This window comes from Streptomyces sp. NPDC041108, from assembly GCF_055592645.1.
The window spans coordinates 29,070-48,062 of record NZ_JBVIYK010000017.1; the positions used below are offsets into that span (position 1 = coordinate 29,070).

Below are 18,993 nucleotides of genomic sequence, written 5' to 3' on the forward strand. Positions count from 1 at the left end.
GGACACCCGAGCCGAGGAACAGGTCGAACGTGAGCAATCACCATCAGCCGGCCGAGCCGCAGGACACCGGCGCGGCGCCGGACGGGCCACCCGCCGCCGACCCGACGGCGGACGTCGGCCTGCTGTCCGACGACCCCTTCGGCATGCTGTCCGTCGCCCGCGACGACCTCCCGGCCGTGGCGCCCCGGAAGGAGAGCACGGCGCAAGAAGAGGGGAGCGCGGCGGACAGGACGGAGACGGACGGGGGCGCAGCGGACGGCACAGGGCCCTCCTCCCCTGTCGGCCGGCTCGCGGCGACCGTGGAGCGGCTGCGCCGCGAGGTGCAGGAGGCCCAGGCGGAGGCCGACGGACGGGCCCTGATCGAACTGGCCAAGGGCATCCTCGTCGAGCGGCTCGGCTGCGGGCCCTCGCAGGCGGCACGGCAGCTCACCGAGCTGACCGAACAGGCGGGTGTGACCCCCCTCGAATTCGCCGTCGACGTCATCAACCAGGCCGCGCGCGACCGGGTTTCCGAGGTCACGACCACCTTCCTCGCGATCACGGAGGGCCGCGACGACGCCCCCGACGCGCCGGGGGGCGACTCCCCGGCCGTACGGCTGCGGACCGCCGAGAGCGGCGCGCTGGCCGCCCACGACGCCCAGGCCGTGGCCGACTCCCTGCTGGAACACGCGCTGACCCCGCTCGGCGCGGAGGCGGTGGCCATCTGGGCGCTGGGCGCCGACGGCTCCCTCACCCTGGCGGGCAGCGCCGGCTTCCCGGCGGCGGAGGCGGCCCGCTGGCGGTACGTCCCGCCGGGAGTCGCCACGGTGGCCCGCCGCGGGCTCGGCGAGCGACGGGGCCACTGGATCGGCTGTCTGTCGGAGACCGGCCTGCCCTCCATCGGCAGGCACCACCACCCCGACGGCGGCCGTGCCGCCGTACCCGCGGGCGTCGGCGGCCGCATCCACGGCGTGCTGGAGATCGTCTGGCCCACACCGCTGCCGGCCCAGCCCCCGCAGATCGTCCGCCAGATCGAGGCGCTGGCCGAGTTGTGCGCGCACGCCCTGGAGACCTACGCCCCGGACCACTCCGACGGGGGAGTCCGGGCCGAGACCCAGCCGGACGTCGCCGAACTGATCCATCTGGCCGACGGTCTGCACGACCCCGCGCTGGTGCTCGTCCCGTACCTGGACGCCACCGGGGAACTCGTCGACTTCCGTATCCAGCACGTCAACAGCCGCTTCCTCGACCCGGCCGGCCGGCCGCGCGGGGTCGTCAACGGAGCCCTGCTCCTGGAGACGTATCCGATGGCCGCCGGCGACAGCGAGCTGTTCGAGCAGGTCGAGCGGGTCTACGCCACCGGTGAGCCGTTCCGGGCCCGCCGTATGCGTCTCACGTCCCTGGTGGACGAGGTCCCGCTGGCGGCGGTCGCCGACATCAACATCAGCCGGCACGGCGGCAGCGTGCTGCTCATCTGGCGTGTGGAGGACGAGACCGCCCGGCTGGCGAGCCTGCTGCAGCACGCCCAGCGCCTCGGCCGCATCGGCGGCTTCGAGGAGAACCTCCTCACCGGCGAGATCACCTGGAACGGCCAGCTCTACAGCCTCTACGGCAAGCCGTCCATCAGCGGCCCGGTCCCGCTGGAGGACCTGCCCGCCCACGCCCACCCCGACGACGCCGTCGCCATCGGCAGGTTCCTGCGCACCCTGCTGCACCGCCGCCGCCCCGCGTCCGCGGCCTTCCGCCTCCAGCGGCCCGACGGCGTCACCCGGCACATCCGTGTCGTGGCCGAACCGGTCCTCGACTCCGACGGCCGGCTGTCCGTGGTCCGCGGCGCCTACCAGGACATCTCCGCCCACCACTGGACGGAGGTCGCCCTCGCCGCCACCCGCGACCAGCTCGCCCACTCCGAGCAGCAGGCCAGCGAACGCGACCGCCTCACCCTCCAGCTCCAGCACGCGATCATGCCCCCGGCGCAGGCACCGCTGGAGGCCCCCGGGCTGCGCGTGGCCGTGCGCTACCGGCCCGCCGAGACCCAGAACCTGGTGGGCGGCGACTGGTACGACGCGGTGGTGCTGCCGTCCGGGCTGGTGCTGCTGTGCGTGGGAGACGTCGCCGGACACGGCATAGAGGCCGCCACCAGCATGGTCGTCCTGCGCAACGCGCTGCGCGGACTCGCCGTGACCGGCGCGGGGCCGGGCCAGCTGCTGTCGTGGCTCAACATGGTGGCCCACCATCTGACCGGAGCCGTCACCGCCACGGCCGTCTGCGGCCTGTACGACCCCGACCGCCACACCCTGCGCTGGGCCAGGGCGGGCCATCTGCCACCCGTCCTGGTGCGCGCCGGTGAAGCGACACCGCTGCCCTTGGTCAAGGGCCTGCTGCTCGGCGCGCTGCCCGAGGCCACCTACGAGGAGCATGAGGCTCAACTGGCCCTCGACGACACCCTGTTGATGTACACGGACGGTCTGATCGAACGCCGTGACCGGTCCGTCGAGGAATCCCTGGCCCAGCTGCTCACGGCCGCGCGCACGGTCCCCCCGACGCTCGACCAGCAACTGGACCGCCTGCTCACCCACAGCAGGTCCGACACGGACGACGACACCTGCCTCGTGGGCGTCCAGGTGGCCTAGCCGGACCCTTCTGCCGGCCGGCGCCCGCGCCTGGGCGCACCCACCCGTGCGACGGCCCGGATCGGGTCGTTCACGACCTCTCCGCCCGACGGGACGTCTGTGAACGCGAGAGGCGGGCACACGGTCTGTACGACGGTTTCGAGGACGGTTCCGAGGACAGAACGGGGACACCGGTGACGATCAAGGCGAAGGGCTGGGCACATTCGTTTCCCGTCTCCGGGGGAGTGCGGGCCGGCCGGCGGTGGACACGGAGGACGCTGGAATCCCTACCGTGGACCGCTGCCGAGCCGCAGACGGTGGACTCCATCGTTCTGGCGGTGTCGGAACTGCTCACCAACGCCCATGTGCACGCACACAGCGACGCGCGTCTGATCCTCACCTGGGACGGCGAGTGCCTCCAGGTGAGTGTCCATGACGAGGACCCCACACTGCCGCTCCAGCGCAGTCCGCGGGCCGGTGAGGTCTCCGGCCGCGGCGTGGGCATCGTACGGATGCTCGCCGACGAGCTGGAGATGAAGTGCCAGCGGCACGGCAAGACGGTGTCGGCATGCTTCCGTCCGGCCGGTACCGGCCGGACGGAGGACGACGGCTGAACGCGCGGGACGCCCGTTCAGTTCGTGGTCAGCATGCCCCGGCGCAGGCGGGTGAGGGTGCGTGAGAGCAGGCGGGAGACATGCATCTGCGAGCAGCCGAGGTGTTCGGCGATCTGGGCCTGGGTGAGTTCCTCGACGAACCGCATGTGGATGATCCTGCGGTCGCGTTCGCCCAGTTCGGCGAGGAGCGGGGCCAGGGCGTGGAAGTCCTCGACCAGCTCCATGGTGGCGTCCTCGCTGCCGATGAAGTCCGCGAGCGCCGCCTCCCCGGTCTCGTCACCGCCGATGGCGGCGTCGAGGGAGGAGGAGTTGTAGCCGTTGGCGGCCAGGCGCGCCTCGATGACCTCGTCCTGCGAGAGGTTCATCAGCTCGGCCAGCTCCTTGACCGTCGGGCTGCGGCCCAGGCGGCTGCTGAGTTCGTCGGTGGCGCGGGCGAGTTCGACGCGGGCCTCCTTCAGACGCCGGGGCACGTGCACGGCCCAGGAGGTGTCGCGGAAGAACCGCCGGATCTCCCCGACGATGTACGGGACGGCGAAAGTGGTGAACTCCACCTCACGCGAGAGTTCGAACCGGTCGATCGCCTTGATCAGACCGATCATGCCGACCTGGACGATGTCCTCCATCTCGTCCGCGCCCCGGCTGCGGAACCGGCCGGCCGCGTAGCGGACGAGGGAGATGTTCATCTCGATCAGGGTGTTGCGCGCGTACTGGTACTCGCGGGTTCCCTCTTCGAGGACGGTCAGCTGCTCGAAGAACAGCTTCGACAACGAGCGCGCGTCCCTGGGTGCCACCCTCAGGGGATCGGAGACTTCGGGCAGTCGAGCGGTGGTGCGACCGACACTCGTCCCCACAGTCGTTGTCGCCGTCATCCTTGCTTTCCTTCCTCGCTGGTCAGCCGGCCTCCGTCCGTGGACTCGGCCGCCGGCGTGGCGCCTACCCCGTCCGTCCGCGTTCATGCCTGCGTATTTCGCGAACGGTTCCGGGCACCCGACGGGCAACAGCACGGGTTATACGATGACGTGTCCATAGCCCGCGGGGGCGGCGTGAGGCAGGGGGAGAGAACGTGGACGTCTCTCATGGCGCGGACAGGGCGGTACCCGGGTCTTCGCGTGGCGGCGCGGTGCTGGAGATCCGCTCTCTGCCCGGTCGTCCTGGTATTCGTGCTGCTGGAGAAGTCAACGTGATCACCCGAGCGTTCTGGGAACAAGGACTGGAGGACCTGGCGAGCGTCCACACGGACGTCTCGTTCGTGGAACTGTCCGACCTGATGTCCATCGATGTGGGCGGCGCGGCGGCGCTGGCGGTCACCGCGCAGCGGCTGGACAGCGGCCGCATCGTCGTGGACCGCCCGCCGCCGGAGCTGGAGCGCATCCTGCACATCTTCTGGCCCGGCCATACGAGGATCGAGGTGGCAGCACGATGAGCACGGCCACCCCCGGTGAACGCTTCGTGCACCCCGCGCTGTTCTACCGGGGCCCGGAGCAGTACATGGCGGGCACGGTGCCGTTCCTGGCGGAGGGCCTGGCCGCCGGAGAAGCCGTCGCGGTCGCCGTTCCCGGCCCCAACCTCGACCGGATCAAGGCCGGGATGGGAGCGAACGCCGCCGAGATCGAGTTCCTCGACATGACCCGGGTGGGACGCAACCCGGGGCGGATCATCCCCGGTGTCCTGCGTGCCTTCGCCGACGCCCATCCGGCGCGCCGGGTACGGATCATCGGAGAGCCGATCTGGGCCGGTCGCTCGGCCGTGGAGTACCCGGCGTGCGCCCAGCACGAGGCACTCATCAACGCGGCCTTCCAGGGCCGTGAGGTGACGATCCTCTGCCCGTACGACGCGGACGCCCTGAAGCCGGAGGTGCTCGCCGACGCTCGTGCCACCCATCCCGTCGTCATCGACAGCGGAGTCGAACAGGCCAGCGACGCCTACGATCCCGACCGCGTCGTCGCCCGCTACAACCAGCCGCTCGCCCACCCGCCCGGGGCCGCGTCCCTGTCCTTCGACGCCGAGGCGCTCCCCGAGGCCCGCACCTTCGCGGTCCGCGAGGCCGGCCGACTGGGCCTCGCCGAGGACCGGCGGCAGGATCTGATGCTGGCGGTGGCGGAACTGACCACCAACAGCGTGGTGCACGGCGGTGGAACGGGGACCCTGCGGATCTGGGCGGACGGCCACCAGATCGTCTGCGAGGTCCACGACCGGGGCCGGTTGACCGATCCGCTGGCCGGCCGCCGGCCAGTGGCCCGTGACCAGGTGGGCGGGCGAGGACTGATGCTGGTCCACTACGTCACCGACCTCGTCCGCCTCCACACCGCGCAGGACGGCACCACCGTCCGCTTCTACCTCCACCGCTGACGACCCCGCCCCGTCGGCCGTGTCGTGGACCGCGTCCGCCCCGTCCGCCCGGCTCGCGCCGCACGAAGTAGGGTGCGCCGATGTCACCGATCAGGCAGTTCCAGGTCACCTTCGACTGCGCGGAGCCCGAGCGCCTCGCTCGCTTCTGGTGCGAGGTGCTCGGGTACGAAGTACCGTCGCCGCCGCAGGGATTCGGCACATGGGACGATTTCCACCGCTCCCGGTCACCGGAGGACCGGGGCTCCTGGTTCGCCTGCGGCGATCCCTCGGGTGTCGGCCCGCGACTGTATTTCCAGCGCGTTCCCGAGGGGAAGGCCGCCAAGAACCGGGTCCATCTCGACGTCCGGGTCGGCACCGGGCTGGTGGGTGAGGAACGCCTGGCCACGCTGGAGGCCGAATGCACGCGTCTGCTCGCGCTGGGGGCGATACGCGTGCGGCTCCTGTACGACGGCACCGATTCCTGCATCGTGATGCAGGACATCGAGGGCAACGAGTTCTGTCTCGACTGAGGCTTTCTCGCCTACCCGGTCGCCCCTTCCGCGAGGGGAACCTCCCAGGGGCGGGGGCCGGTGCCGTCCGTCCATGCCCGAAGGGCTTCCCCGTCCACGCAGACGATCCCGCACTGCTCGGCGTACTCCAGTGCCGGCGCGGTGAAGTCGCTGGTGGTGACCAGTACGGCCACATCGGCCTCGTGGACGGTGAAGCAGGTTCCGCCGAAGCGCTGGAGATCCTGGGAGCCGACCCGGTGCGATTCGCCGTACTGCTTGCACTGGATGACGACCCGGCTCCCGTCGGGCGCCGCGGCGATCACATCGGCGCCGAGGTCCCCGGCCCCTCCCACGACCTCGACGGCGGTGCAGCCGTCGTGGGCGCAGAGGGTGGCGATCGCCTCCTCGAACTCCTCGGGCGTCAGGGCGTCGTAGTCGACATCGACGGTGTCGTGGGCGGCCGGACGGGGGCGGGGAATCGCCAGAGTCTCGGTCTCGGCCTCCGTCTCGGACTCGGACTCGGACTCGGCTTCCAGGCAGGCGGCGGCTTCCCTCGCCGCCCGGTCGAGTGCCGCTGCCGCTCGGCGTGCCGCGCTCGCCACGTGCCACCGGCGCCGCAGGGAACCCACGTAGCCCACGAAACCCGCGACACCCACGAGGACCAGGACGAACACCCAGGCGGGGCGCCGCTCCAGAGCTCCGGCCACCGTGTGCACCGCGAAGCCCGCCATGCTCACGACCACGGCGAGAAGGACGAAGAACAAGGCGGTGGAGCGGAGGTCGAACCCTCGTCGACGATTCGCAGGCGGTGTACGTCGCGCGGGTGTGGTCACGGCATGCCCCCTCGTAGGACCGGTGGGAAGATCAACTCACCGTGTGCCCAAGATCGAGAAGTTCACCGTCCCGCTGTCGCACCGGGTGACGGTGTGCCGGCCGCTCGACGCGTACCGGGTCAGCTCAGGCTCCATATGCGGACGGTGTCGCCGGTCTCGGAGACGGTGTACCAAGTGCCGTCGCCGAGGGCCCTGGGCGGGCCGGACACCGGCTCGGGGTAGACGACCTGGTCGCCCAGGCGCATCCGGGTCAGGTCGACGAGCCAGTGCCGGCCCTCTCCGTACTCCTCGTCGCTCTCGACCGTGCCGGTGATGCCTGTCGTGCCGTCGAGGAAGCCTCCCTCGTAGTCCCAGAAGACCTCGGTACCGGCCTCGGCCTCGTCCTGGTCGTCGTCGCCGGTGTCCGTGTCGGGGTGTCCCGGAACGGCGTCGGCGCTCAGCGCGGACCGCACCGAACCGTCGGTCACCGCGTGCACGGCGAGGGTGTCCTGATCGTGGGACACCGTCAGGAGGCTGTCGCCGGAAGGGCTCACCGCCATGAGGATCCTGTCCTCGCCGTCGGTCTCGTCCTCGAAGTACGTGACCGAGAGCGTCCGGCCGTCCCAGCGCCCCCATCGCAGCCGGGCGCCGTCCTGGCCCTCTCCGATGGACAGGCCCATCTGGGCGGGATCCGGGTGCGGTACGTGGACCGATCCGGCGGCCGCCGCCCGTGCGTCCGCCCGTGCCAGCACACGCCCCTGGGCGGCGTCGACGACCAGCCACTCCTCCGCCGGCGGCTCGGTCGCTTCCCGCCGGTCCTCGGCGAGGGGGCCGAGGACATGGACCCAGACCACGGCCCCGTCCGACGAGAACCCGGCCGATCCGCTGTTCGCATAGCGATGGTCCCTGCTGTCGGCGTATTCGTCGTACGACTGGTGCGCCGCGTGCGGCTCACGGCCGGAGTCGGCCCAGCAGCGGTGCCGAATCTCCCACCGCACGGCACCTGTTCGGTCCACCGCCCGCACCGAGTCGACCCCGGTGAAGACGGCCACGTCGAGAGTCGGGGACACCGCGCACCCGCCGAACCGGCGGGGCCAGGGCGCCGGAAAGCGGAACGGAGCGGACTCACCCGACCCGTCCGCCGGCTGGTCCAGAACCCGCACCGCCAGCTCGGCGTCACCGCGCTGCACCAGCAGCCGCCTTCCCGGCCGGTGCTCCACATACGGAGCCCCGGCCTCGCCGGGGTCGAGCGGGGCGGCATGCGCGGCGACGGGACGAGCCGATGCGGTCACGGTTTCTCCGACGTACGAAGGGATCTTGCGGACACCCTACGAGGGGGTACTGACAACGCGTTCGCTCAGGCCGAACGCATCGGTCCAGGCGCGCTCGGCCGTGAGAACCTTGCCTTGCTCATGATCGGCGTCGAGGCCCCGGAGTGTGGGACATGACCGTGAACCGGCCGGGGCTGCCCGGGGATCTGCCGTCGCCGGAGGTGCTGTGGGCGCGCTGGGCGCTCATCGCCGTACTGGAGGCCCACACCGCTGACGAGCGGGCGGGACACCACCGCACGGGAACCTGGGTGGACGGCGAAGGGCTCCGTCTGGACGACTGCGGCTGCACCTGGTGGGGCTTCGCACAGCGGGGCGCGGGCCGGTACGTGCTCTTCGGCGAGGACGAGTCGAGTGGGGTCAAGTGGCACAGGCCGCCGGTCGACATGCTCGCCGGCGCTCCCGAATGGCTCCCGCACGAGCGGCTGCGGGACCTGCTGGAGGGCTACCGACTGGGCTGTGTCTACTGGTACGAGAACGGCGCCTGGGCCCGTGCCCCGTACCCGTCCACGCTGGACGACGACGGGCTCGACTGCGGTATGAGCCGCTTCGTCGACAGGAAGGACGTCCTGCGGGTGATCGGCGACGAGGACCACGGCGCCCTGCCGGCCCACGACGCCGAGACCCTGCTGGAGCACGCCGAGACCTATCGGCTGACTCCGGACGTCCTGCTCTCCCTCGTCCGCGAGCCCGGCCCCCCGGAACAGGACCGTCCCGCGATGCTCAGGGCGCTGGAGTCGGCGGGCCTGCACCGGCCGTAGATCTGCCGGCCCGAGGGCTGAGGCCGCCTGGGCGACGGGGGTCCGTCCACCGGGCCGTCAGTGGAGGTTACGGGCGAGCTGTTCGACCCGGTCGTGCAGGTCCTCGACGTGGTGCTCCGACTCCGGCTTCATCAGTACGCTGCGCAGGATGCGGGCGCCGTCGGTGTCCGCGGTGATCTTGGGGTGCCGTGCGGTGAAGGCTTCACGGTCCGCCCTGAACGTGCTCAGGAAGACGGGGTCGGGGTCGGTCATGCCGTCGCCGAGGATGCGGGCGGAAGCCCTGTCGACGGCGGTCAGGGTGGCCGGTTCCACGGTGGGGAAGTAGCTGACGATGTCCAGCTCGGGCCGTTGGTAGAGCGCCAGGTGCTCGGACTCGTCGATGAGCCGCGCCCAGTTCAGCGCCGCGCGTCGGCCGGCCGCCAGGACCTGTCCGAGGCCGGCGGGCGTGGGCGGGAGCAACTGGAAGGTGAGCCACAGGGCGGCGGCCGTGGCGCCGGCGCGTGAGCATTCCAGGCTGATCTCGCCGAGGTGGAGGTCGGCCGAGGTGAAGTAGGTGTAGGGCGAGTCGTGGAGGTAGAAGCGGCCGACGTCGGGATCGCGGAAGAGGACGGCGCCGCAGCCGTAGGGCTGGAGTCCGTGTTTGTGGGGGTCGACGACGAGAGAGTCGGCCCGGGCGATGGCCCGCCAGGGCTCGGGAGGCAGTCCCGCCGGGTCGTCGGCGCCGGCGAGGAGGGTGAAGAACCCGCCGTACGCGGCGTCGACGTGGACCCGGGCACCGTGGCGTCCGGCGAGGGGAAGGATCTCGTGGACGGGGTCGACGGCTCCCAGTCCGGTGGTGCCGGTGGTGACGACGACGGTGCCGGCCTGCCCGGTGCGCAGGACGTCCTCCAGCGCGCCGAGGTCCATACGGCCCCGCTCGTCGGTGGGCACGGGGTGCCCCTGTATGCCGAGGACGTGGCACATGCGGCTGTGGGTGTAGTGGGCGTCGGCGCTGTACGCGACACCCCGGCCGGGGTGGAGTTCGCGGGCCACGAACAGGGCTTCGAGATTGGCGATCGTGCCGCTGGTGGTGAGGTGGCCCAGATGCGTGTCGTAGCCGAACATCGCCGCCAGCTGCCCGACGACCTCCCGCTCCATCGCCGCGGTGGCCGGGCCGCCGTCCAGGGCGTGATTGTTGGGGTTGATCAGCATCGCCGTGAGGTAGCCGACCACGGCCGCGGGGTGCGGAGGCTTGAGCATCTGGCCCGCGTAGTGCGGGTGGAAGAAGGGGTAGTTGTCCTTCAGCCGTCCGGTGAACCGGGCGAAGGTCTCGGCGAAGCGCTCGTCGTCCACCTGGAGGGACGGGTGGGGCTGGTAGGGGCCGAAGGTGTCGGCCCAGTCCTGTATCGCCTGGGTGGCTCGGCCGAGCCAGTGCTGCAGATCCATCGACGTCCCTCTCGCGGTCGCTCTCGGGGTGTGCTCACAGAATTTAGTTGACTCCTCAGCGATTGACTAGTCAGCAATTGCTTCGGCAGTAGGTGACCCGGCAATAGGTGAGCAGTAGAATCGCGACGATGAACGACACACCCGAGCCGAACGCGGCGGCGGCCGCCCGCGCCGCCAACAGTGGGCTCGTCCGGGACTTCGGTCTGCTGATCAAGTCCGCGACCCGTATGGAACAGCGCATCGATGCCGCGCTGCGCCGCGAGTGCGGCATCAGCCACACCATGCTGGAGGTGCTCATCCTGCTGTGCCGCCGGCCCGGCGAGGAAGTGTCGCAGCGGCAGCTGGCCGACGATCTCACCCTCACCAGCAGCGGCACGACCCGCTTGATCGACCGGATGGAGGAGGCCGGCCTGGTCCGCCGTGTGCCCTCATCCGAGGACCGGCGGGTTGCCCTGGTGGAGCCGACCGCCGAGGGCCGTACGACCTTCCTCCGGGCCGTAGCCGTCCATGCCCGCGTGGTGGAGCAGTTCTTCGTCCGGCCGCTCGCCGCCGCGGACTACACCCGGCTGACCGGCGCCCTGGGCGAGATCGACAAGGCGTTGCGGGAGGGCACCGTCTGAGGCCGCAGAGGCGAGGACCGGTGGTGACGGGACGGCCTGGGGTCGTCGGGCACGGCGAGGCCCGCCCGGGACGACAGTGGTGGCCTCGGAGCGGTGTCCGGCAGCCGGAATACGCCGTTGATCCGCTCGTCGTCCGCCGCATAGGTTCGCTCGTATGACGAACGTACGGATCGGTGTGATGCACGACCGCGACTGGGCCCCGGAGGGGCTGCCCGAGTTCGCCCGGCGGGCCGAGGCGCTCGGTGTGGACGACCTGTGGGTGGTGGAGGACCTCGGCTGGAACGGCGGCGTGTCCGCGGCGGCCGTGGCCCTGGGCGCGACGCAGCGCCTGCGGGTGGGCATCGGCATCGCCCCGGCCCCGCTGCGCAGCCCGGCCCTGCTGGCGATGGAACTGGCCACGCTGGCGCGGGTCTTCCCCGGGCGACCGGTCGCCGGCATCGGGCACGGCGTGCGGGAGTGGATGGCCCAGGTGGGCGTCGCACCCCGCTCCCCGCTGGCCCTGCTGGAGGAGACGATCACCTCCGTGCGCGCGCTGCTGCGCGGTGAGCGGGTCGACCTGGCAGGACGTGAAGTGCGGCTGGACGGGGTGAAGTTGGTGCATCCGCCGGACGAGGTGCCGCCGGTCGTCGCGGGGGTCGTGCGCGCCCGCTCCCTCGAACTGTCCGGCCGGGTCGCCGACGGCACACTGATCGCCGAGGGCCACGGTCCGCGCGATCTCGAACGCATCCGTGAGCTGACGGGCAAGGGCGCCACGGGTGACCACACGCTGACGGTCTTCGCCTTCGCCTGCGTCGGTGACGACCCCGACGAGGTGGCCCGCACCCTCCACCCCCACACCGAGGGCCACGGTGCCTGGCTGGGCCGCCCCCAGGAGGAGGTCTTCACGGTCTCCGGCGACGCCGCCGGGGCCGCGGCCGGGATCCGCGCACTCGCGGAGGCCGGCGCGGACACGGTCGTCCTGCGCTTCGTGGGCGAGGACCCGCTCGGACAACTGGAGGCCGTACTGGCGGCCCGGTGACCGTCCTCGGCCGGCCTCGCTGAACCGGAGGGCCGGCCCGGCACATCGGGCCGGTCCTCCGGTGCAGCGCTAGGGGGCGGCCGGAGGGGAGTCCGGGCTGTCCCCGTCCGGGGCCTTGTCATGGCCCTGCTTCTCCCCGTCCTGGGGCTCGGCGGCGGGACGCGGAATCTTGGCGCCGCCCTTGAAACGCTCCAGTGTGCGCGTCAGCTGCTGGAACGCGGACATCACCGGTGCCCCGGACTGCCGCTGCGCGCCGGGAGTGGCGTCGGCGGCCTCCCGATAGGCGGCGAGCGCCTCGTGGGCACGCTCGGTCGCCTCCCGGTACAGGTCCCGGGACTCCGTCATGGCCTTCAGCGCCTCGGCGTACTGGGCCACCCGCTGCCGTTCTCGAACCAGCTCCTCCTCCAGGGTGAGGACGTGCCAGTCCTTGCGCAGCGCGGCGAGGGCGTCACCGGCACCGTCCGGCAGCGGCCGGAGCAGGGAGTCGAACCGCGTCACCGCCGCGACGAGGTCGGCCGGCTCGGAACCGTCCAGGAACACCGTCCGTACGGTGAAGTCGTCCGCGTCGTACCCGGACGGGGCCGGGGATCCGGGCAGCACCGCCGCGCCGCCGCGCGGCACCTCCACGCCGAACTCCCGCAGTGCCCAGTTCACGACCCGCAGCTGATGCGGGGCGGCCCGGTGCTCGACGATCCGGTGCCGCAGGCTCGGCGGCAGCCACCGTGACAGGGGCAGCCTGCCGCGCTCGTCCGTGGTCATGGCCTCGTGGACGACGACATGCACGCCCCAGCCGCTGCGACCGGAGTCCCTGAGCACCCGGCGTACGTCCTTGTCGTCCTCGGGCAGGGTGTTGATCCTGCTCAGGGACAGGCCCGTCGCGGCGTCGTGGTCCCAGTCGCCGTACTCCGGCCAGAACCGGGTGACAGGGGACGGCCATGCGGGAACCCACGGCTGTTCCGCCTCCGCGAGCAGCGTCCACTCCCGCCCGCCGCCCAGATCGGCCGCGAGCCCGAGGCGGGCCCGTACGGTCACCTCGTCGGCCACCCGCCATCGGGCCTCGAAGACCCGCTCCGGCGCGTCGCCGTCGGCGTCGGGCACCTCCATGAAGTCGTCGATGACTTCGCTGTCCTTGAGTTGTCGCAGGGTGCGGCGGAGTACGTCCTCCGCGTCGGGCCCGACATGGCGGCCGCGAGCCGGCCACACCGTCGGAGGAGTCGTGGGACGAGCTGGGGAAGTCGGCATGAGTCCATCGGGGAGCAGGGGCACATGTGCGTCCACCAGTATCGTCGCCGCGGCCCGTGGCAGATCACCCGGGGTCCGCCCGGCCGCCCACCCGCGCCGGGCGGCCATCCTCCGAGCCGGCCCCCGGCGCCCGCCCTCCCGGTCGGGACGCGTGCTCCTACCAGGAACCCGCGCCTCCGAGGCCCACCTCGCCCAGGGCCGTCTCGGCCGCCAGTTCGGCGTGTCCGACAGGGTGGGGCGAGCCCCTCGGGTTGACAGCGGCCTGTGCTGCCGGCCGGCCGCGGCCGGCGCCTGCCACGCCTACGCCGGGCCGCGAGATCTCCACACTCCCGCGTAGGGTGCGAGGGCACCGTCCTCGTCCCTGCCGGGCGAGGCTGACACCGATCGGAAGGCACGCCGTACATGACCGGGCAACGCGACCGTTGGGCGGAACTGACCGGCGGACAGGCCGGAGAGGAGTACGCCCGGCGTTTCGCCCGGCTCGCCGAGTCGGGCCACGACGTCCACGGCGAAGCGACCTTCTGCACCGCGCTGCTGGCACCCCCTGCCCGGGTACTCGACGCCGGCTGCGGCACCGGCAGGGTCGCGATCCGGCTCGCCGAGCTGGGCCACGAGTGCACCGGCGTGGACGTGGACCCTTCGATGCTCGCCGTGGCCCGCCGCACCGCCCCCGCACAGCAATGGCTCCTGGGCGACCTGGCCCACCTCGACACCCTCGGCCTGAAGCCGGTCTTCGACCTGGTCCTCGCCGCCGGGAACGTCATCCCTCTGCTGGCCCCCGGCACCGAACCGGCCGTGGTCCGGCAGTTGGCGGCCGCACTGCGGCCCGGTGGACTGCTGGTCACGGGCATGGGACTCGACGCGGCGCACCTGCCGCTGCCCGAACCACCCCTGACACTGCGGGACTTCGACGACTGGTGTGCCCAGGCCGGCCTGACCCTGGAACAGCGCTTCGCCACCTGGAGCGCCGAACCCTACGCCGACGGCTGCGGCTACGCGGTGAGCGTGCACGCCCGCCCCGCCACCTGATTCCGCGCCGGACCGCGACCGAGAGCCTGGCGCGTTCGCATCGTCGGCGGGGCCGCGGGCGGCAGTAGAGTGCGACGGTGACCACTGGGCCGCAGGACCGGACGCCACCCATCGGTGCCAAGGACCGCGACACCGCCGTACGGCGCGTGCAGGAGGCGTACGCCGAAGGGCACTTCTCGCACGACGAGCTGGACGAACGCCTCCACCGGGTTCTCACCGTCACCAGCCCCGGCGAACTCGATGCGGCCCTGGCCTCGCTCCCGGAAGAGAAAGCGGCAACCACGTCCACGATCGCCGCCGCGAGTGGACGGATTCGGCGGCGGGGCGGATGGCGGGTTCCCCGGTTCCTGAAGGTCGAGTCCGCATTCGGGAGGGTGCGGCTGAATCTGTCCCGGGCCGTCATCGAGCACGCGGTGGTCGACATCGAGCTGCAACTCGGCACCGGCGGGGCCAGGATCACGGTTCCTCGCGACGCGGTCGTCGACTTCGAGGATCTGCGCACCGGGTGGAAGGACACGCGCTACAGGCCCCCGCGGCGCTCCACCGCCGACGGTCCGCGGATCCGGATTTCCGGGACCATGGGGTTCGGACGGCTGAGAATCCGCCACGCACGACTCTGAGGCCCGGCAGCGGGTCGGCAGCTCGTCGATGCCGGGCTGCCGTCGGGCGGGCGTCGCCGATGTCGCCCTGGATCGGCACCGGCACTGGCACCGGCACCGGCGCTGGTGTCCGTGTCGGCGGCTGACAGCCGTCGGGATGGGTCACAGCTTCGTCCCATACCCTCATGCGTGAGGATGGCGACGTCGGATGCCACCAGGGACGTACATCGAGGAGGCGGCGGTGTTCGGAAGGGGCACGTGGTTGTTCGCGGGTGCCGTGGCCGTGGCCTGTGTGGCGCTCGTCGGTCCCAGCACACCTGGTGACGACGTCTTTGCCAGGTCTCTTCCCGCGGACGCCGTCAAGAAGGTCGACCCCGACCGCGTCATGACGTGGAACATCTGCAACCCCTGCGACGAGAGCAACGTCGACCGGGCCGCGGAGATCGCCGCGGTGGCGCCCCAGGTCATCGGACTGCAGGAGGCGTGTGTGCGTGACGTGGAGAGGATCCGGGAGTATCTGGAGACCCTTCACGGGCTCGTGTACCACGTCGAGTACGGCTCGGTTCTCGGGAGTTGGAGCCGGTGCGGGGGAGCGCCGTGGAGTCCGGGAGGCTTCGGGCAGGCCATTCTGTCGGCGGCGCCGTTGACGGACCGCGTCGGCGTGGAGTACCCGGAGGGCGGCTCGGAGGACCGTGGGTACATGGCGGTCACCACGATGGTGGATGGTCAGCCGGTGCGGATCTTCAACACGCACCTCGCCCAGCGGCGCCAGGAGGCGATCCGGGCGGACCAGATCGATGTGCTCGCCGCGGAGGTCGCCCGGTACGACCGCGCGATCGTACTGGGGGACTTCAATGCCGTGCCGGACGCGGCCGAGCTGGCCCCGATGTGGAAGGTGGCCACGGACGCGGACACCGCATGCCGTCCCCCGTCCGACGGCGCCTGCGGGCTGACCACCGACTGGCAGAGCAAGTTCGACTACGTTTTCCTGCGCGGCATCTCCCCACTGGCCCAGCGGGTGCGGCTCTCCGAGTCCTCGGACCACAATCTGGTGGACGCCGACGTGGACCCGACCTGAGCCGTGTGTGTGGGGGGCGTGGGGCTTTCGAGGGAAGCGAGGACAGTCGACTGCCCGCCCCAACGTCGGCATCAGGCCGCGGCCGGCCCGCAGATGATCACCCGCGCCGAGTCCGCTACTACCTCAACTCCGTTTCTGCATAGGCGACTTGACGTGGCCTTGCGGTACGCGGAATCGGGTGGGTGACCGCGCGGAGCAGCCGAACGGTGCTGAAGTGTCAGGAGGGGCCGGCCGCTGGGCCTCTCCCGGGGCTGGTTCCGGCGTTCTGTCGACCGAACAAGCCCGGCCCCCGGTACAACCGTCACTCCCATCAGTGGCATGGACCCGCCAAATATGCCCCGTACGGTTCTCCCGGCGCGTCCTCTCGCCCGGCCTGTTCGCGACGGCCGAGCGGGCGACGGGAGGCTTGTCCGTCGACAGCGGCCGGCCTCGGAACGAAGCCGTTACGCATTCCCGGCCCCGCCTGAACGAGGTATCCGCGGCAACCGCCGAGGCGACGCACATGACGTGTCGTCAGGGAGACAAGCGGTATTCCGGACCGGCCGAAAAGAAGGCCCCCGCACACGGGAGAACAGAGCGGCCGATCTGAGGCTGTTTCGCACGTTCCTGCCCCGCCTAGGTTCGCTGTGCTCCGCACACTGACCGGTCATTCCGTCAGAAACACGCACTCCGACGACAGTCGAGGGAGAAATTCGTGCGCAGTCTCAGACACTCCATACTTCCGCTGGCCGCGGCCACCGTCCTGGCCCTGATCGGTGCCGGGACGGCAGAGGCGGCACCCGCCCCGGCCGAAGCCCGAAGCGGGGTCGGCGCCCGCGCCCTCACCGCCGCCTCGAACGACACGACCAGCGTCGACCGGACCGCACGAATGTCCAACGGGGCCGCGGTCGATTCGGCGAAGGACGCCGCGGCGCTGGCGCGTTACTGGACACCGGAACGAATGGCGAAGGCCGTCTCGCTCGACAAGGTGGCCACCACTGCGCGCAAGGGCCTCTCCAAGCCGGCCGGGCCGACCGGGGCACCCGGAACCGTACCGTCCGCCCCCGCCCGCTCCCACACCGCGTCCCTGCGCATCAACGAATCCGCCGCCGTGGGCAAGGTGTTCTTCACCAATCCCAGCAACGGCGGCACCTACGCGTGTTCGGCGAGCGCTCTCAACAGCGGTTCGAAACAGATGGTCGTCACCGCCGGGCACTGCGTCCACGGCGGCAGCGGCGGCACATGGATGACCAACTGGGTCTATGTGCCGCGCTACCGTTCCGGAGCCCGCCCGTTCGGCACCTTCGCCGCCAAGCAGATGCGCACGTTCAACGCCTGGATCAACAGCAGCGACCTCAGGCGGGACGTGGCCATGGTGACCACCTGGCCGCTCAACGGCAACAAGGTCGTCAATGTCACCGGCGGACACGGGATGAGCTGGAACTTCTCGCGCACGCAGCCCATCACCATTCTGGGCTATCCCGGGAACTTCGACAGCGGGGAACTCCAGTGGGCGTGTACGGGCACGACACGCGCGGCCAGTGACGGAGGCATCGAGCTGCAGTGCAACTTCGGCGGCGGCTCCAGCGGTGGACCATGGCTTCGGGAGTTCAACGACTCCAACGGTCTCGGATCCGTCAACGGAGTGATGAGCACCGTCACTTCGACCGGCTGGAACGAGGCCGCCTACTTCGATGACGCGGTCAAGGCCATGTACGACGCCCAGGGCGGCGTCACCTGACAGACCCGTACCACCGGACCCCGCACACCGGACAAGGAGCCCCTTCCATGCGTCGCAGCAACCTGAGCCGCTGGGCAGCGGCCGCCGCCCTCGTCGCCGCCGTCGTGGTGGTGGCGGCCTGGCGAACCGCGGCCGCCGCCACGGAGTCCGAGCCACAGCCGGAACCGGGTACCACGGTCAACGACGTACGGCAGGACCCGGAGCGGCTCCGGGACTACTGGACGCCTGAGCGCATGCGCGAAGCAGAGGACGCGCCCATGCCGAAACGCGACTGAAGGCGGGCGGGTCCGCGACGAGCACGGCACCGAATCCGCGGGGAGGCGAGGGCAACCTCACCTCCCCGCGATCCCGGCTACCGTTGCCCCTCATGACAGTCACCGAGTCGGACATCACCGAGGACCTGATCCGGGAACTGCTGCGCGAGCAGTGCCCCGACCTGGCGGAACTCCCCCTGAAGCTCGGAGCGCTCGGCTGGGACAACCAGGTGTGGCGGCTCGGCGACGACCTCGCCGTCCGGCTTCCCTGGGCGACACAGACCGCGGACGCGCTGCTCCACAAGGAACACGCGTGGCTGCCCGGCCTCGCCCCGCACCTTCCCCTGCCCATACCCGTACCACAGCGTCTCGGTGAGCCGTCCGAACGGTTTCCGCGCCCCTGGCTCGTCACCACCTGGGTTCCCGGTGATCCCGCCGACCGCGCCCCGGCCACGCGCATCCCGGACGCTGCCGTCGCCCTGGCCACCTTCCTCACCGCCCTCCACCGCCCCGCCCCCGACGGAGCGCCCGCCGGCCGGGACCGCGGTGGCCCGCTGGCCGACACCGCCGAGCACCTCACCCGGGCACTCGCCTCGGCCACCGAACTGGGGCTGATTCCGAACCCGGACGCCGTGCGCGCAGTCTGGGAGGACGCCGCGGCCGCACCCGAATGGACGGGCCCGAGGCTCTGGCTCCACGGCGACCTGCACGCTGCCAACATCCTCACCAGGAACGGCACCTTCTGCGGAGTGATCGACTTCGGCGACCTCTTCGCCGGCGACCCCGCCTGCGACCTCGCCGCCGCCTGGACCCTGCTGCCGGACGGCGCGGTCGACCTCTTCCACACGACCTACCGGCCGACCCCGGACGCCGCGACCCTGCGCCGCGCCCGCGGCTGGGCGGTGCTGCGCGCCCTCGGCGGCATCCACATCGGACACGCCGGCGTCCACGGCCGCCCCGGGGGCAAGGCCACCTGGGGCCCACCCGCCCATGCCGCGCTGCGACGCCTCACCGCGTCGGCCTGAGCAGCGGAACACGGGCCGACGTCCCGGAGTCCGTCGAGCG

19 protein-coding genes are annotated in these 18,993 nt (G+C 71.6%); 14 read left to right on the forward strand and 5 right to left on the reverse strand.

Translation table 11 applies throughout. The features are described 5' to 3' along the window. Window positions 1-29: 29 nt before the first annotated feature. Window positions 30-2,612, forward strand: a complete 2,583-nt coding sequence (locus tag ACZ6BB_RS34185) for a SpoIIE family protein phosphatase (RefSeq protein ID WP_471619000.1) — start codon at window positions 30-32, stop codon at window positions 2,610-2,612. A gap of 173 nt (window positions 2,613-2,785) precedes the next feature. After that, entirely contained in the window at window positions 2,786-3,205 is a 420-nt protein-coding gene (locus ACZ6BB_RS34190; RefSeq protein ID WP_471619001.1) for an ATP-binding protein, read from the forward strand. Window positions 3,206-3,222: 17 nt separating this feature from the next. On the opposite strand, the gene ACZ6BB_RS34195 is transcribed toward ACZ6BB_RS34190, so the two are convergent. Next, the gene (locus tag ACZ6BB_RS34195; RefSeq protein ID WP_471619002.1) at window positions 3,223-4,074 is read right to left on the reverse strand and encodes an RNA polymerase sigma factor SigF; all 852 of its coding nucleotides are present in this window, start codon (window positions 4,072-4,074) and stop codon (window positions 3,223-3,225) included. Window positions 4,075-4,385: 311 nt separating this feature from the next. Here ACZ6BB_RS34195 and ACZ6BB_RS34200 point away from each other — a divergent pair, with 311 nt between their 5' ends. The 3 genes from ACZ6BB_RS34200 to ACZ6BB_RS34210 all read left to right on the forward strand — a co-directional run bounded on the left by ACZ6BB_RS34200 (window position 4,386) and on the right by ACZ6BB_RS34210 (window position 6,063). Further along, on the forward strand, window positions 4,386-4,628 hold the full coding sequence (locus tag ACZ6BB_RS34200; RefSeq protein WP_471619003.1) for a hypothetical protein: 243 nt from the start codon (window positions 4,386-4,388) through the stop codon (window positions 4,626-4,628). Further along, on the forward strand, window positions 4,625-5,554 hold the full coding sequence (locus ACZ6BB_RS34205) for an anti-sigma factor RsbA family regulatory protein (protein ID WP_471619004.1): 930 nt from the start codon (window positions 4,625-4,627) through the stop codon (window positions 5,552-5,554). The genes ACZ6BB_RS34200 and ACZ6BB_RS34205 overlap by 4 nt, the downstream gene beginning before the upstream one ends. 80 nt (window positions 5,555-5,634) lie before the next feature. Next, complete coding sequence (locus tag ACZ6BB_RS34210) at window positions 5,635-6,063, forward strand: VOC family protein (RefSeq protein WP_471619005.1); 429 nt, start codon at window positions 5,635-5,637, stop codon at window positions 6,061-6,063. Window positions 6,064-6,074: 11 nt separating this feature from the next. Here ACZ6BB_RS34210 and ACZ6BB_RS34215 read toward each other — a convergent pair whose 3' ends face one another. Together ACZ6BB_RS34215 and ACZ6BB_RS34220 are read right to left on the reverse strand one after the other, a co-directional pair. Then, window positions 6,075-6,875: a restriction endonuclease gene (locus ACZ6BB_RS34215; protein WP_471619006.1), complete on the reverse strand. Its 801-nt coding sequence runs from the start codon at window positions 6,873-6,875 to the stop codon at window positions 6,075-6,077. A gap of 119 nt (window positions 6,876-6,994) precedes the next feature. Then, window positions 6,995-8,146, reverse strand: coding sequence for a hypothetical protein (locus ACZ6BB_RS34220; RefSeq protein ID WP_471619007.1), 1,152 nt, complete (start codon window positions 8,144-8,146; stop codon window positions 6,995-6,997). 152 nt (window positions 8,147-8,298) lie between these two features. Between ACZ6BB_RS34220 and ACZ6BB_RS34225 the strand changes: the two genes are divergently transcribed. Then, window positions 8,299-8,943, forward strand: coding sequence for a hypothetical protein (locus tag ACZ6BB_RS34225; protein WP_471619008.1), 645 nt, complete (start codon window positions 8,299-8,301; stop codon window positions 8,941-8,943). 57 nt (window positions 8,944-9,000) lie between these two features. Here the strand turns inward: ACZ6BB_RS34225 and ACZ6BB_RS34230 are convergent, their stop codons facing one another. Then, window positions 9,001-10,368: a pyridoxal phosphate-dependent decarboxylase family protein gene (locus ACZ6BB_RS34230; RefSeq protein WP_471619009.1), complete on the reverse strand. Its 1,368-nt coding sequence runs from the start codon at window positions 10,366-10,368 to the stop codon at window positions 9,001-9,003. A gap of 128 nt (window positions 10,369-10,496) precedes the next feature. On the opposite strand from ACZ6BB_RS34230, the gene ACZ6BB_RS34235 reads away from it, so the two are divergent. Together ACZ6BB_RS34235 and ACZ6BB_RS34240 are read left to right on the forward strand one after the other, a co-directional pair. Beyond that, complete coding sequence (locus ACZ6BB_RS34235) at window positions 10,497-10,988, forward strand: MarR family winged helix-turn-helix transcriptional regulator (protein WP_471619010.1); 492 nt, start codon at window positions 10,497-10,499, stop codon at window positions 10,986-10,988. Between the two features lie 154 nt (window positions 10,989-11,142). After that, entirely contained in the window at window positions 11,143-12,006 is an 864-nt protein-coding gene (locus ACZ6BB_RS34240; RefSeq protein ID WP_471619011.1) for an LLM class flavin-dependent oxidoreductase, read from the forward strand. A 69-nt stretch (window positions 12,007-12,075) separates the two neighbouring features. Here ACZ6BB_RS34240 and ACZ6BB_RS34245 read toward each other — a convergent pair whose 3' ends face one another. After that, window positions 12,076-13,248 (reverse strand): hypothetical protein, encoded by a 1,173-nt coding sequence (locus tag ACZ6BB_RS34245; protein WP_471619012.1) that lies wholly within the window; start codon window positions 13,246-13,248, stop codon window positions 12,076-12,078. 402 nt (window positions 13,249-13,650) lie between these two features. Here ACZ6BB_RS34245 and ACZ6BB_RS34250 point away from each other — a divergent pair, with 402 nt between their 5' ends. The 6 genes from ACZ6BB_RS34250 (at window position 13,651) to ACZ6BB_RS34275 (ending at window position 18,953) form a co-directional block, all read left to right on the forward strand. Then, entirely contained in the window at window positions 13,651-14,277 is a 627-nt protein-coding gene (locus tag ACZ6BB_RS34250) for a class I SAM-dependent methyltransferase (RefSeq protein ID WP_471619013.1), read from the forward strand. Between the two features lie 77 nt (window positions 14,278-14,354). Continuing rightward, on the forward strand, window positions 14,355-14,897 hold the full coding sequence (locus ACZ6BB_RS34255; protein ID WP_471619014.1) for a DUF1707 SHOCT-like domain-containing protein: 543 nt from the start codon (window positions 14,355-14,357) through the stop codon (window positions 14,895-14,897). A 187-nt stretch (window positions 14,898-15,084) separates the two neighbouring features. Further along, window positions 15,085-15,954 (forward strand): endonuclease/exonuclease/phosphatase family protein, encoded by an 870-nt coding sequence (locus ACZ6BB_RS34260; RefSeq protein WP_471619015.1) that lies wholly within the window; start codon window positions 15,085-15,087, stop codon window positions 15,952-15,954. A 694-nt stretch (window positions 15,955-16,648) separates the two neighbouring features. Next, entirely contained in the window at window positions 16,649-17,674 is a 1,026-nt protein-coding gene (locus ACZ6BB_RS34265) for a trypsin-like serine peptidase (RefSeq protein ID WP_471619016.1), read from the forward strand. A gap of 47 nt (window positions 17,675-17,721) precedes the next feature. Continuing rightward, window positions 17,722-17,949 (forward strand): hypothetical protein, encoded by a 228-nt coding sequence (locus ACZ6BB_RS34270; protein ID WP_471619017.1) that lies wholly within the window; start codon window positions 17,722-17,724, stop codon window positions 17,947-17,949. 92 nt (window positions 17,950-18,041) lie between these two features. Continuing rightward, the gene (locus ACZ6BB_RS34275) at window positions 18,042-18,953 is read left to right on the forward strand and encodes an aminoglycoside phosphotransferase family protein (protein ID WP_471619018.1); all 912 of its coding nucleotides are present in this window, start codon (window positions 18,042-18,044) and stop codon (window positions 18,951-18,953) included. Window positions 18,954-18,993 lie beyond the last annotated feature (40 nt).